The sequence below is a fragment of the Actinoplanes regularis genome (genome assembly GCF_900188005.1).
GTDB lineage: Bacteria > Actinomycetota > Actinomycetes > Mycobacteriales > Micromonosporaceae > Actinoplanes > Actinoplanes regularis.
On sequence record NZ_FZNR01000009.1, the window covers coordinates 12440 to 25771 of the forward strand.

12 protein-coding genes are annotated in these 13332 nt (G+C 70.3%); 2 read left to right on the forward strand and 10 right to left on the reverse strand.

Going from position 1 to position 13332, the window contains the following annotated elements; all coding sequences use genetic code 11:
• Positions 1-26: 26 nt before the first annotated feature.
• Positions 27-893 (forward strand): alpha/beta fold hydrolase, encoded by an 867-nt coding sequence (locus CHC09_RS23165; protein ID WP_239138461.1) that lies wholly within the window; start codon positions 27-29, stop codon positions 891-893.
• Here CHC09_RS23165 and CHC09_RS23170 read toward each other — a convergent pair.
• The 7 genes from CHC09_RS23170 to CHC09_RS23200 all read right to left on the reverse strand — a co-directional run bounded on the left by CHC09_RS23170 (position 883) and on the right by CHC09_RS23200 (position 11090).
• The gene (locus tag CHC09_RS23170) at positions 883-1707 is read right to left on the reverse strand and encodes a hypothetical protein (protein ID WP_089295288.1); all 825 of its coding nucleotides are present in this window, start codon (positions 1705-1707) and stop codon (positions 883-885) included. The two genes, CHC09_RS23165 and CHC09_RS23170, sit on opposite strands and share 11 nt — an antisense overlap.
• 9 nt (positions 1708-1716) lie before the next feature.
• Entirely contained in the window at positions 1717-5613 is a 3897-nt protein-coding gene (gene fxsT / locus CHC09_RS23175; RefSeq protein ID WP_089295289.1) for an FxSxx-COOH system tetratricopeptide repeat protein, read from the reverse strand.
• 16 nt (positions 5614-5629) lie between these two features.
• Positions 5630-6640, reverse strand: coding sequence for a hypothetical protein (locus CHC09_RS23180; protein WP_089295290.1), 1011 nt, complete (start codon positions 6638-6640; stop codon positions 5630-5632).
• Between the two features lie 173 nt (positions 6641-6813).
• Positions 6814-7617 (reverse strand): AAC(3) family N-acetyltransferase, encoded by an 804-nt coding sequence (locus tag CHC09_RS23185; protein ID WP_089295291.1) that lies wholly within the window; start codon positions 7615-7617, stop codon positions 6814-6816.
• Positions 7614-9911 carry an FxsB family cyclophane-forming radical SAM/SPASM peptide maturase gene (locus tag CHC09_RS23190; RefSeq protein ID WP_089295292.1) on the reverse strand — a complete coding sequence of 766 codons (2298 nt, stop codon included), beginning with the start codon at positions 9909-9911 and terminating at the stop codon, positions 7614-7616. Before CHC09_RS23190 ends, CHC09_RS23185 begins: the two co-directional genes overlap by 4 nt.
• On the reverse strand, positions 9911-10084 hold the full coding sequence (gene fxsA / locus CHC09_RS23195) for an FxSxx-COOH cyclophane-containing RiPP peptide (RefSeq protein WP_143232480.1): 174 nt from the start codon (positions 10082-10084) through the stop codon (positions 9911-9913). Before fxsA ends, CHC09_RS23190 begins: the two co-directional genes overlap by 1 nt.
• Before the next feature lie 433 nt (positions 10085-10517).
• Entirely contained in the window at positions 10518-11090 is a 573-nt protein-coding gene (locus tag CHC09_RS23200) for a dihydrofolate reductase family protein (RefSeq protein ID WP_089295294.1), read from the reverse strand.
• A gap of 130 nt (positions 11091-11220) precedes the next feature.
• Here CHC09_RS23200 and CHC09_RS23205 point away from each other — a divergent pair, with 130 nt between their 5' ends.
• Positions 11221-12243 carry an RNA polymerase subunit sigma-70 gene (locus CHC09_RS23205; protein ID WP_239138462.1) on the forward strand — a complete coding sequence of 341 codons (1023 nt, stop codon included), beginning with the start codon at positions 11221-11223 and terminating at the stop codon, positions 12241-12243.
• On the opposite strand, the gene CHC09_RS23210 is transcribed toward CHC09_RS23205, so the two are convergent.
• Genes CHC09_RS23210 through CHC09_RS23220 form a run of 3 tightly spaced genes read right to left on the reverse strand, consistent with a single transcriptional unit; the run spans position 12206 to position 13311 of the window.
• A complete protein-coding gene (locus CHC09_RS23210; protein ID WP_089295295.1) occupies positions 12206-12631 on the reverse strand; it encodes an SRPBCC family protein in 426 nt (141 codons plus the stop codon). The two genes, CHC09_RS23205 and CHC09_RS23210, sit on opposite strands and share 38 nt — an antisense overlap.
• Positions 12621-12941: an ArsR/SmtB family transcription factor gene (locus CHC09_RS23215; RefSeq protein WP_089295296.1), complete on the reverse strand. Its 321-nt coding sequence runs from the start codon at positions 12939-12941 to the stop codon at positions 12621-12623. The genes CHC09_RS23210 and CHC09_RS23215 overlap by 11 nt, the downstream gene beginning before the upstream one ends.
• On the reverse strand, positions 12934-13311 hold the full coding sequence (locus CHC09_RS23220) for a glyoxalase superfamily protein (RefSeq protein WP_089295297.1): 378 nt from the start codon (positions 13309-13311) through the stop codon (positions 12934-12936). Before CHC09_RS23220 ends, CHC09_RS23215 begins: the two co-directional genes overlap by 8 nt.
• Between the last annotated feature and the right edge of the window lie 21 nt (positions 13312-13332).

Genomic DNA, 13332 nt, shown 5'->3' on the forward strand with positions numbered 1-13332 from the left:
TATCATCGATGCGGGGAGGGGTCGCTTTGAGCAGTCGTTTCGAGATCACGGTGGACGACAGGGTTCTCACGGCCGAGGTGACGGGTGCTCCCGACGGCATTCCGGTCTTCCTGTTGCACGGCACGCCCGGCTCCTGCGCCGGGCCCAAACCTCGCAGCAGCGTCCTCTATCGGCAGGGCGTGCGGCTGATCTGTTACGACCGCCCGGGCTACGGCGGCTCGACCCGGATGCCCGGCCGGCATGTCGCCGACGCGGCCCATGACGTCGAGGCGGTCGCCGACGGTATGGGTCTGGACGGTTTCTGCGTCGTGGGGCGGTCCGGCGGCGGCCCGCACGCGCTCGCCTGCGCGGCCCTGCTGCCGGACCGGGTGGCTCGGGCCGCCGTGCTGGTCGGCCTCGCCCCGGCCAACGCCGCGGGCCTCGACTGGTACGAGGGTATGTCCGCGGAGAACGCCCGTAACCACGCCGAGGCCGACCAGGGGGACGCGGAGTTGATGCGCGAGATGACGGCGCTGGCGGTGCGGACGGCGGCCGACCCGGAGAGCCTGATCGAGGAGCTTCGCACTCAGGCGGCCGAGCCGGATCTGCGGTTCATGCAGAGTGTCATGTACCGGCGGCTGCTGAGCGCCAGTTACGCCGAGGCGTTGCGGGTCGGGCCGTACGGGTGGATCGACGACATCCTGGCATTCCGCGGCGACTGGGGGTTCGTCCTGGACCACATCGTGCCGCCGGTGCGGCTGTGGCACGGCGCGGACGACACCTTCTCCCCGGCGAGTCACAGCAGGTGGCTGGCCGAGCGGATCCCCCGGGCCGAGGTGCACGTGCAGTACGGTGCCGCCCATTTCGGCGCGGTCGAGGTCCTGCCCCGGATCCTGTCCTGGCTCACGGCGTGACGGCCGGCTGCTCGCCGCCGGCCTGGTGTTCCAGCTGCTGGCAGAGCTCGATCAGCCGGTCGATGGTGCGGATGTGCTCCAGCGCCACGTCGCGCAACCGGTCCGCTCGTGGGACGGTGCGCGCCGACAGGGCCGGCTGACCGAAGAGGTCGTGCCCGGCCGCCATGATCTGCCGCTGTGCGGCGAGCGCCGACTCCAGGTCGAGCCACAGCTGGGCGAACCCGGTCGTCTCGGCGGTCAGGTCGCCGTCGCGGTCGCGTTCGACCAGCAGCGTGTGGAGGTGACTGCCGAGGATGCGCAGGGGTGTCGTGATGCGGTGGTACATGAGCCATTGCTGCCCGTCCATCTGGGTGTGCAGCAGGCGGGCCGCGGCGTTGGCCGCGTCCGGATCGGCCAGTCGCCCGTCCTCGACCTTGGCGGCGCGGACGAATTCGTTGGTGGTCGCCTCGACGTCCCGGGTGCGTTCCTGGATCTGGTCGCGTGTGGTGCGCGCGGCGATCACCAGTTGCTGCCGGGTGCTGGCGAAGCGGGTGTCCAGGCGTACCCGCTCCAGCTCCTTCACCTGGTATTCGGCGAGCTGTCCGATGATCACCAAGGCGATCGGCAGGGTGACCATGGCGCAGATCACCTCGGAGACGATGTTCGGGATGAACTGGTAGTCGCCCCACCAGCCGGCGAGGTCGCCGATGATCGACAGGACGGCCACCGGGACCCCAATGCCCCACACCCAACCCGCGAACCGCTTCAGCACGGCCGGCGCCCCGTGCCACGCCGTCGTCACGAGCCCTGGGACGGTGGTCTTCCGCTCGGCCATCGCGGCCTCCTAGAACTGGTGCGGGTCGATGATCCGGTAGAGGTAGCGACGGTGGTCGAGAGCCTCCACGATCGGGTGGTCGTCGCCGACGCGGTTCACCATCCGCTCGCGCAGTTCCACGATGCGTTCCTCCGCGGTGCGGTCGCCGAGGGCGAGATCGATGAGCGCAAGGTTGGCCTCGAACCGCAGCGTGTTGGGGTGGTCGGCGCCGAAGACCTCGGGGATGGCGTGGGCGAGGGCGATCAGCCGGGCCCGGGCGGCCGGGGCGTCCGGAGTGTCGTCCTCGCCGGCCGCGTCGATCTCGCAGATCGCGAGGTTCATCTGCGCGGAGAGGGTGTAGGGGTGCCGGGCGCCGAGTACCCCCGTCAGGCTGGCCACGCTGGGTCGCAGCCATTCCCGGGCCGCCCTGGATCGGCCGGCGGCACGTTCGGCGATGGCGAGATCATTCGAGCAGACCAGGGTGTACGGGTGACGGGGCCCGAGCCGGCGCTCGTAGAACTGCCGGATCTCCAGCATCTCCCCGATCGCCCGCTCCGGTTCGCCCGAGTTGAGCAGGCTCAGCGCGAGGCTGAGCCGGCAGCTCACCGTCTCGGGATATTCCGGACCGAAGAGCTGGCCGAGCTTCATGAACGTGGTCTGATGCAGCGGCACGGTCTCGCCGATCCGCCCGAGGCTGCGCAGGGAGACCGCGTAGTTGGCCTGGGTGGTGAGGGTGATCCGGGAGTCCGGGCCACGGGTCTCGAGCAGGTCGCCGACGGTCTGTTCGAGCAGGGCGGCGGAGCGGGCGAAATCACCGGCGTCCCGCCAGTCACGGGCCAGGCAGGCGGCCGAGGCGAGGGTGAGGTAGCTGGTCTCGCCGAGCACCTCCCGCCGGCGGACGAGGGTCTGCTCGTCGTGTTCGGCGGCCAGCCGGAAATCACCCATCAGCCGGTACGACACGGCGAGGTTGTTACGGGCGGCCAGGGTGCGCGCGTTCTCCTCGCCGTAGTACTCCTGCCAGGTGTTGTAGGTGTCCAGGTCGAGCTCGAGCGCCTCCGGGTAGCGGCCGAGCCCGCGCAGGTCGGCCGCGAGACCACCACGGGTCATCAGGACGTGCGGGTGGTTGGCCGGCAGCAGTTCCTGCTGGGCGGCGAGCACATCCTTGTCGACCTCGTAGGAGAGCTGGAACTCGCCCAGGTCGCGCAGCAGGTTGGCGAGGTTGAAACGCAGGAAGAGCAGTTGCCGGCGGAGCACGTCGGCGGCTTCCCGATCGGCGGTGGCTTCCAGCTGGTCGGCCCAGATCTGGGTGGTGCGCTCGGCACGTGGACGGCCGGCGGCCGCGTCGCCCTGCACGTAGTAGAGCCGCATCCGGTCGATGATCAGCTGGCGGACCGATTCTTCGGCGCTGTGCACCGCCTCGGAGGCGTCCAGGTGCGACCAGAGCTGCCGGAACCTCGGCCAGTTCTTCTGCTCCTCGACCTCACCGTCCGGCCGGGCCCGGGCGAGCACCTGGTGGACCTGCCGGCGAGCCTCGTGCAGCTCCTCCTCGGTCATCCGGTCCCGGACGACGTTCTGAACGACCCGGTGAATGATGATCTGCCCGCGGCGATCGGTCTCGCCCGCGGCGGACGGCCGCTGGTCGAGGCGCAGCAGCGCGAGCCGGTTGATCTGCTGGACCAGCGAACCGCGCGCCATCCGCTCGGACAGCGCCGGGTTGAACGCTTTGAGGTATTCGGCCATCTGGTCGCTGTAGACCAGGTCGAGCGGAATCTCCGGGGCCATCACACTGCACAGCTGGAACAGCCGGTACGCGGCCTGGTCCCGGTCGCGCAGCCGGATGAGCGACAGGTCCCAGGTCCGCGCGATCGACTGATCGGTGGTGGCGGTGAGCGCGGCGCTCGGGCCCTCCTCCCGGATCAGGGTCAGGTACTCGGAGACCGGGGTGAGCGTCTCGGCCAGCCAGGCCGCGGCGGCGGCCACCACGATCGGCAGGTCGGCGAGCTGCTCGGCGACCAGGTGGGCGTCCTGGCGGTTCAGTGAGTCGACCCGCTGGAGCAGGTGGTCGATGCTCTCCTCGCGGGTGAACACGTCGATCTGCAGCGGCTGTGTCTGCTCGCCCCAGGACATGTTGCGCGACGTGATCAGCACGTGGCCCGGCCCGTGCGGCAGGTACGTGCGGATCGCCTCGGGCTCGTCCGCGTTGTCGAAGATCAGCAGCCAGCGGCGCTTGTCGCGACCGAGTTCCTGCACGACGGCTCGCGCGTAGTCGGCGCCGAACTGCTCGGACTGCAGGCCGAGCAGGTCACCGAGGTCGTGCAGCGAGCTGCCCAGGCTCTCGTCGCTGTCCGCCCGCAGCCACGCGACCACGTCGTACGCGGTGCGGTATCGGTAGGCGTACTCCAGGGCCAGCTGGGTCTTGCCCACTCCGCCCATGCCCTGGAGCGCGACCGCCTGGGTGCCGAAGAGGACCACGGCGGTGCCGGAGCGCAGTTGCTCGCGCAGTTCGCGCAGCACCGGCTCGCGGCCGGTGAAGCGCGCGTTCCGGGCCGGGAGGTTCACCACCAGCTGTGGTTCCTCGCCGGGGTAGCGCGGCGCGCCGGCGAGGACCGCGTCGGTGTCGCCGACCGGCCGGCCGATCAGGTCGAGGAGGCGCTCGGCGGCGGCGGTCGCGGAGAGACCGGCGATGAACGCCGAGTTGGCCGGGGTGATCCGCCGCCAGGGGGTGATGTCGGCGGTGTAGACGGCGCACAGCTCGGGATCGTCGATGATGGTGCCGGCGGCGCCCTCTCGCCGGGAGATGATCCGAAGCCGCTGTGCCCCGTCGGCCTGCGGTTTCTCCGGACCAGGCGCGTGTACGACGTGGAATCCGCTCGCCACCAGGACGTGCTCGACCCACTCGACCCAGACCTGGTCGGCGCTCGTGTCGGTCAGCAGCAGGACGTCGGCCTCGGCGAACGGCTTGCGCTCGAACCGGGCGTTGATCTGGGCCCGCACGCCGTGCGACATCGGTGGCAACGACATGATCTCGTGGCTGGTGATGTGGCCGACCAGGTTCTCGTACGCGTTGAGCAGGGTCCCGCTCGCCCCGGGGACGTCGCCGAACGTCGCGAGCGTCTCCTCGTACGCGTAATAAGCCTGGTAGGGAACCTGGACGCCGAGCCAGTAGGCCTGCCTGCTCTCCTCGTCCATCCCTCCGGGCAGGTCGGCGAACTGGCGCATGGCGACCGTCCGGCCGATGTCGGCCTTGCGTTTCTCGGCCGGGTCGACCCGCATGGGAACGGGCAGCACCCGGATGTTGCGGCGGCTCAGCAGTTGGCGGGCCATCTGAGCGGAGCCGTCCATACCCTGCTCGCTGAAGGTGAAGCAGTCGACGAACACGTCCGGCAGGTGGCTGGTGCAGATTCCGGCGATGTCGCTGTGCCCGGTCCGGCTGTCGATCAGCGTGTAGTCGTAGTGCTCGCGCATGTCGTCCCGCATGGCGTCGAAGAACCGGCCGCCGTTCTGGTTCTGGTAGAAGTCGTCCCAGTTCATCTCGCCGAGCGCGCCCTCGTACTCGTGGTTCTGCCGCCCCGCGGAGAGGAAGTCGAGCGTGCCGCCGCCGGGAAAGTCCCAGTCGAGGGAGAAGGAGTGCCGCTGCACGCAGGCGTACCGCTCGATCCAGCCGGGGGTGCGGTCGCCGCGGGTGGTCGACCACTCGTACTCGCGGATCATGTCGATGACGCCGCGGGTGCCGGCGAGGACACCGGGGTCGATGAACGGGGCGAAGAACCGGTGCAGGCCGGGCGATTCCAGATCCCAGTCGACGGCCAGGACCCGCTTGCCGTTGGCGGCCAGGATCCATGCCACGTTGGCGAGCGCCATGGTGCGGCCGGTGCCGCCCTTGTACGAGTAGAACGTGACGACCTGGCCGTCCCGACCGGTGTGCATAGCCCTGTCGTTCCCCTCAGCTCGGATGTCCTCGCAGGAAGTTGCGCCGTGCCCGTTGGATCGCCTCCTCGACGGTCCGGGCGAACTCGGGTGCGGTACGCGCCACCTGGGCGCTGCTGCCGGCCAACTGCATGGCCCGGGCGGCCGGCTCGCGCAGGTGCTGGTCCCGGCCGGCCACGACGACCACCGTCGTCCACTGCGGCAGCCGCTTGAGCAGCTTCTCCACGATCGGCCGGGTGGTGGCGTCGGCCAGGGTCTCGGGGGCCAGCAGCAGGATGCCCGCCGAGTCACGGGTCTCGTGGTCGGCCGCCGGCCCGTCGAACGCGTCGATGACCTCGGGCAGGAGCGCGAGCCGCCGGGCGGCCTGCACCGCCCGGTCGATCACCGAGAGGCGGTCGGGCTCGAACGGCGTCCACTCGGTGTCCGAACCGGGTGGCCGGGCGACGGAGATGAAAAAGCGCGCCTCCGGCAGCGGGGTGCCGACCGGGTGCGACGCCACCAGCATCCACTCGGGCACGTGCCCGGGGTGCTCGGCGGCCCGCACGATCCGGTCGGCCAGCAGTTCGACGATCTGGCGCAGCTCACTCGAGTACGCGTTGTGCCGGCAGATGGTCGCCATGCCGCAGTCCCGGTACTCCCGGACGGCGTTGCCGAGCGAGACGGCCTGGGCGATGCCGCACACCTCGCGCGGCGGGATGTAGACGTCCCACATCACCGGATGGACGAACGGCAGGTCGGTGACGTCGGACCGGCGATTGAGATACGGCGCGAAGTCGGTCGGTGGATCGTGCAGGAACTCGCGGGTGTAGAGCGGCACCAGGACCCGTACGTCCGGTCCCCGCTCGCCGCTCGCCGCCTGCGCCTCCCGTTCGGTGGCGTAGTGGATCGAGCCGGTCCGCAGCCCGGGAAGGGGGGTCGCGCGGCTGCGCACCTCTTCGTCGAGGCGCCGATAGAAGCGCCCGACCCATTCGTTCGGGAAGGACTGGCGGGCGTGAATGAGTGCGAAGTAGAGGTCGGGCCGGCTCACGATCGAATTCCGATCATCGCGCCCGGAGGACGGGGGAAGATCCTCTCAGCGGGCACGTCCGCTCCGTTCCGTTACATCACAGCTACGGGGTGGCAACAAGCGTAATGGGCTCGTTCCACCCTGTCATCGCCGCTTCCCGAGCGGATTTCCGCTACGCATTCCGACCGATATGGTCAGATGCCCACAATGGATGCCCGGCGGCGATTCCGCTCGAGCCAGCCGACCGCATGGTCGACCGCGGTCACCATCGGCAGGACGCGTGCGTGTGCCGCGCCGATCAGGCCATGCCGCGTCCACGGCCGCTCGAGGAGATCATTTCCGAGCGCCCGGAAATCGGTGTCGTCGAGCATCGGCGCCTCGAATTGCCGACGCTGCCGCTGACCGTTTTCGGTCACGAAACAGGAAAACGTCATGAGCGGTGGTGGCGTGGCGAGACGGTACTCCGCCAGATGCAATGCCGTGCAGGTGTCCATTTCGACGCCGATCATCAAAAGTGTCGCGCCGAGCCGATACAGCGTGCCGAGCGGAGACCGCTCACCGAGATGGCAATCCAGGTCGTGCACCCCGACGATCTCGTCCGCCGCCGGGCCCACGGCAGCGAACGACGTCTGCGGGTGGGCGCTGCGCCGCGCCGCGCGGTGCCGGCGGACCGTCTCGGCGAGCACGCCCATGCCGTACGACGGGGTCGTCCCCCGGTCGAAGCCGGGCATCGCGGCCTCGTAGCGGTCGCGCTCGGCGGCGGTCATCCCGGCCGTGGCGGTCCGGTAGGTCCGGCTGGTCAGCGAGTTGCCGGGGGTCTGAGCGGGCACCACCACGGTGCCGGCGTCGCCGAGGACAGCCCGCAGTGCCCGCAACAGCGTGGCTGCCCCTCCGCCGACCCGGCCGATCCGGCGCATACCGCAGTGCACCAGGACGACGCCACCACGCGGAATCTCCAGCGCCCGCAGGTCACCGACCAGCCGGGCCAGGTCGATCATGAATCCCAGGCTTGCACGGTGGCGGCCAACCGGTCGACGAAGTCCTCGCCGAGCGGCGTCAGTCCGCCGGTCGCCCGCAGCCCGTCGATCGCGTCGACCGTCCAGCGGTGGTACTTCGCGTACACCTGCTCGGCGTGCTCGTCGCGGCCCAGCCGCACCCGGTGGAGGTCGGCCACCGCCGCATGGGCGTAGACCCCCTGCAACACGCCCTCGACCGGGCGCGGGTCCGGACGCCAGCCGACCATCATCCGGGCGTCGGAGTTGAGGTCGAACAGGTCGCAGAGATCCAGCAGCGCCCCGAGCTTGCCGTGCTGGAACTCGTGGACCAGCAGCACCGCGAGGTCGGCCGGTTCGGCGAGCGCGGCGGCCACCGACCCGAACGCGTGCCGCGCGGTCGACGCCCGCTGCGCCCCGCTCTCGTCGGCGCGCAACGGCACGACCGTGCGCAACGCGGTGCGCAGCGCCGGTGCGTAACCGGGGACCTCGGCGCGGATCAACTGCCACGCCTCGGCCAGCGCCGAGCGCCAATCCCGCTCCTCGTCGTCACGGAGACGTCCGGTCAGCGGCCACCGATGGCACGCGCGAGCCGGGTCGCCGTCCTCGATCCGGACGGTCCAGCCGTCCGCGAGCGCGACCCGCCGCACCGGCTGCCAGGATTCGGTCGGTGCGTGCCGGGACAGGTCCGCGACGATCTCCTCGCCGGAGCGGGTGAGGCGCAGGGCCGCCCCGTCGAAACGGAGCCGGGCCGGCCCGGTGGCTCCGATCGGCAGGTGGACCGTGCCGACCTCGGGCAGATGAACCACGCCGTCGACGGCCTCGACCTCCACCTCGACCGGGATGCCGGCCCGCACGGCGGACGCCGCGGCCAGCGCGCCCAGGTAGGACACCCCACCGCCGCGCAGCCGTTCCACCGCCCACGGACGAACATAGGGATGGGCGAGCACCTCGCGGACCGCGTCCGGCGCCATCGCCTCGACGTTGCCGAGGATCTCCCAGGCGGCGTTCGCGCCGTGCTGGTCGACGACCGCGAACAGCAGCGCACGCGTGATGGCCAGTTCCTGCTCGGCGAGCCAGCCGATGGTCTCCGCGTCGCCGAAGCCGGAGGCGATCTGATGGATCACCGCGGTGGGCACCGCGCCGGTGTCCTCGGGCTTGCCGTTCTCGGCGTGCATTCGGTTCTCCTCGTTCGTCCGGTCGATCAGGACGCGAAGGTCGGCACAGTAGACGGAGGGATTGTCGAAGCCGGTTCCCGGGCGGTAACGATGCGCGTACAGGCCGCCACCGCACTGGGTGACGACCGGGCAGGTCCGGCAGGTCGGGCTGAGGCCGTCGATCCCGGTCTGCCGTGCGGCGACCGGCGCGAGCACGGCCACGTCGTCCACCGGGTGGGTGAGCACGGTCAGCCCGGTCCTGGGAGCGCCCGGATACGCGGTCTTGATCGTGTCGACCTGCTCGTAGTGGCCGTCCGTCTCGATGACCACCAGGTCGACGGAGTCCGCGCCGAGCTGCTCACTACCGCTCGGGCCGCCCCGCGCGGTGGATTCCAGGGCCTCGAACAGCCGGATCCGCATCGGACGCCGGTCGGCCAGCCAACGGCGGTGGATCGCGGACAACCAGGTCGCGTACGGCGTGGGATCGTCACCGGGCCGGGGTGGCGGGTGTTGCCACGTGGCGTGCGGCAGAAGGAAGTCGACCCGGGGCGGTAACTCGGCCAGCAGCGCCTCGTAGACGAGCTCGGGATCGTTGGCCAGGTCGATCGTGCACAGCAGACCGGCATAGAGCTCGCGATAGGCCGGGGTACGCAGCAGCGCGAGGGCCGCGCGCACGCGATCGAAGCTGCCGTCACCGTTCGCGAACCGGCGGTGCCGGTCGTTGGCCTCGCGGTCACCGTCGAGCGAGACGCCGACCCGTACGCCGTGTTCCTTCAGGACCTCGCACATCGGGGCGTCGAGCCGGACCGCGTTGGTCTGCATGATCAAGTCGAGTCCGGCGACCGGCTCGATCGTCGAGCGCAGGCAGGCGAGCAGCTCCCGCATGCGCTCGACGCCGACGAGCAACGGTTCACCACCGTGCAGCACCACCCGGACCCGTGACAGCCCCCGAGCGGCGGCATGCTCCGCGACACGGCGCGCCGCCGCCCTAAGGACGGGCGAGGACATCGACCTCGGCTTGTCGCGCCAGCTCTGGTCCACCGACTGGTAGACGTAGCAGTGGTCGCAGGCGAGATCGCATCGGCCGTGCACCTTGAGGATGTACTGACCGATGGGCGGACCGGCGCCGCTCGCGCGGAACATCAGGGCGCTGAGTTGAACGCCGCCACATCCAGCCGGCGCAGGAGCGACTCGTTGTCGACGATGCGGCGCACGACGCGGGCGGCCTGCTCGGCCCGGATTCCCTTGAGCGGGGCCGCCTTGATGGTAGCCAGCGGCTCGGCGAGGGATTCCATGATCGCCGGAACAGTTTTCACGATGTCTCCAGTAGTTCGCGAAATGAAAGGCGTCGCGCGCAGGCTTGCCGCAGGGCGTAACGACCTCAAGAATGTTTGCAGCACGGCACTGTTTGGGCCTGTCACACGGGGGTGTGACAACCCTGAACTGAGTTTTTTGGGCAGTGGAGCGGCGGAACGAGGCCTCTGCGGTGCCGCCGTCGAAGACTGAGTGCCTTCGCCGGAAAGCGCGTGGTCTATCCGCATTGTGTGCCGAACCACATCATCGCATATCATGCGCTCCCCTCGGTGCCGAGGTCTGGGCGAAGGATCGCGCCCGATGGTACGGAAGCACCTCCAGGGAACGGATCAATCGAACGGCTTGACTAGGTCTGCTCTCGGGACCGCGGGCCTCCCGGTAGACGAATTCATGATCACCTCGGCCAATACCTGAAACCGCGCTGACGACCCTTCATCACCCGTTCCGGGACCGGTCGCGGCGCAGCACGGTCAGGACCGCTGAGCCGAGTGATTCGACCTCGGCGAACTCGAAGTCGGCGGGCGTGCCGGTGGCGAACAGCCGGTCGCCCTCCCCGGCGACCGTGGGAAACGTGATCAGGCGGTACTCGTCCACCAGGTCGGCGGCGGCGAGCTCGTGGACCAGGCTGAGGCTGCCGATCACCACGATGTCGCGGTGCGGCCGCTCGGCGGTGACCCAGTCGATCGGGTCGCCGTCGATGGCCGCCGAGTTCGACCAGGCGGTCGCGTCGATGCCGGTGCGGGTGGCGACCCGCTTGGGGACGGTGTTCATCAGCTTGGCGTAGCCGGAGTCGCGGGTGGGCCAGAGCCGGGCGAACTGCTCCCAGGTGCGCCGGCCGTAGAGCTGGACGCCGTTTTCCATGCGTGCTCCGAGCCGGAACTTGTCGTCGGTGACCGGGCTCAGGCCGTACCGGAAGGCCCAACCGCCGTAGGAGGTTCCCGCGCGCCCGTCGGGGTCGGAGACGATGCCGTCGAGGGTGCTGAACTGGATGACGATGACCTCGCTCAAGGTGACGCTCCTTCAGTGGGCGACGGCTCGTCCGGCCGCCTTCATCGGACACCTACCGCCGGCCGGTCCCGAACTCATCGGTGCCGGCGCGAAAATTTCCGCGGCGTCGATGCGGCCTACGCTCGTGCGCGTGGCCGACGCGACGATGCAGGGTTGGGACGAGCGATACGAGATCTACCGCGGCGATCTGCTGGCCCATTGCTACCGGATGCTCGGCTCGGTCCAGGAGGCCGAGGACCTCGTCCAGGAGACGTTCCTGCGCGCGTGGCAGGCGGCCGACCGGTACCAGCCCGAGCGCGCGTCGATCCGGACGTGGCTGCATCGCATCGCGACCAACGCCTGCCTGACCGCGCTGCGGGGCCGGACGCGCCGGCCGCTGCCGAGTGGTCTCGGCCCGGCCGGCGACGATCCGTACGTACCGCTGATCCCGAATCTCGATGTCGCGTGGCTGCAACCGTTCCCGGACGCCCGGCTCGGCGACCCCGCCGACGCCGTCCAGCAGCGCGCGGGACTGCGCCTGGCCTTCATCGCGGCCCTGCAGCTCCTGCCCGCGCGACAGCGCGCCGTGCTGGTGCTGCGCGAGGTGCTCCAGCTACCGGCCGCCGAGGTCGCCGACCTTCTCGGAAGCAGTGTCGCCTCGGTCAACAGCGGTCTGCAGCGGGCCCGGGCCACGCTTCGGGCCACCGGGCCGGTCCTCACCGAGCTACGCGAGCCGAGCGATCCCGACGAGCGGGCGGTCGTCGAGCGTTACCTGGCGGCGTTCGAGGCGGCCGACATCGCCGCCCTGAGCAGGCTGCTGGCCGAGGATGTGGAGCTGGAGATGCCGCCGGTGGCGCTCTGGCTCGCCGGGCGGGCGCACTACCGCGAATTCATCCAGCGCGTCTTCGCCATGCGGGGCGCCGGCTGGCGCCTTCAGTCGGTGCGGGCCAACAACAGCCCGGCGCTGGCGGCGTACGTTCCCGATCCGGTTTCCGGTGCGATGCGCGCGCACTCGCTGCAGCTCTTCACGGTCGCCGGCGGCCTGATCCGGCGCTGCGTGACTTTCGTCGATCCCGCGGTCTTCGACCTGTTCGGACTGCCCGCGACCGCGAGCGCGGCCGAACTCGACCGGGAGGTCACGATGCGGCCAGATCGGCCTCCAGCGCGCGCATGATGTGCGAGCGCCAGCCGCCGCCCATGATCTGCTGAGCCCGCCGTTGCAGCGGGTCCTCCGGGTCGAACCCCTCGTGCCGCAGGAACAGCCGGGTGCCCCGCCCCTCGGGTCGCAGCGTCCAGGTGACCACGCTGTCGAGCGTGCCGCCCGCCCAGGACCAGCGCATCAACCGCTCCGGTTCCAGGTCGAGCACCTGACAGTGCACGACCCCGTCGAATCCGGCGCGCGGCTCGGTCCGGAACGTGAAGCGGTGCCCGACGATCGGGGCGAAGTCGCTGGGCATCAGCCACGCCGCCAGCCGGTCCCGGTCGGTGAGCGCCCGCCACACCTTCGCGGGCCGATGCGGCAGGTACTGATCGACCTCGATCGAGGTCGCCTCAGTCGTCATCGTCGGTCTCCAGGAAGTTCGCGAGGTCGTGCAGACGGTCCTGCCAGAACCGTTCGTACGGCGCCAACCATCCGGCGAGCTCACGCAACGGTTCGGTCCGCAGGGAGTACAGCCGCTGGCGGCCGGCCCGGCGCTCGGTGACAAGGCCGGCGTCCTTGAGTAAGCGTAAGTGCTCCGACAGGCTCGGCCGGCTCATGTCGAAACGCCGCGCCAGTTCGGCCACCGGATGCGGACCACCGTCGCGCAGCAGGCGCAGCACCTCCCGCCGGGCCGGGTTGGCGAGGGCGGTGAAGACGTCGACGTCAGGCACGCGGCGGCCGGCCCCGCAGCACCAGCCGGTTGCCGTCCGGGTCGGTGAAGACCGCGTACCGGCCCCAGGGCGCGTCCTGGACCCCGTCCGGCACGGCGACGCCCTTGCCGACGAGGGTCGCGACCTCGGCGTCCAGGTCGTCGGTGTGCAGGACCAGGCCCTGCAGGGAACCGGCCGGCATCGTGTCGAACCAGGTGACCAGGGTGATCGAGGTCTGCGCCCCCTTCGGCGCGACCTGGATCCACTGCTGGCGCGGCCCCATCTCGTTCTGCCGGACCAGTTCGAATCCGAGCGTGTCGACGTAGAAGTCACGGGCCCGTTCCTGGTCGCTGACCGGAAGCGAAAGTACGTCGATGTGGGTGATCGTCATGCCACCACAATAGGTAGGAAA

Coding starts and splice junctions, on each gene's coding strand:
- fxsT (WP_089295289.1), bottom strand. CDS start 5,613: ATGCACACCGGTCGGGACGGCCAGGTCGTCACGTTCTACTCGTACAAG.
- CHC09_RS23185 (WP_089295291.1), bottom strand. CDS start 7,617: ATGATCGACCTGGCCCGGCTGGTCGGTGACCTGCGGGCGCTGGAGATT.
- CHC09_RS23220 (WP_089295297.1), bottom strand. CDS start 13,311: ATGACGATCACCCACATCGACGTACTTTCGCTTCCGGTCAGCGACCAG.
- CHC09_RS23210 (WP_089295295.1), bottom strand. CDS start 12,631: ATGACGACTGAGGCGACCTCGATCGAGGTCGATCAGTACCTGCCGCAT.
- CHC09_RS23190 (WP_089295292.1), bottom strand. CDS start 9,911: ATGTTCCGCGCGAGCGGCGCCGGTCCGCCCATCGGTCAGTACATCCTC.
- CHC09_RS23170 (WP_089295288.1), bottom strand. CDS start 1,707: ATGGCCGAGCGGAAGACCACCGTCCCAGGGCTCGTGACGACGGCGTGG.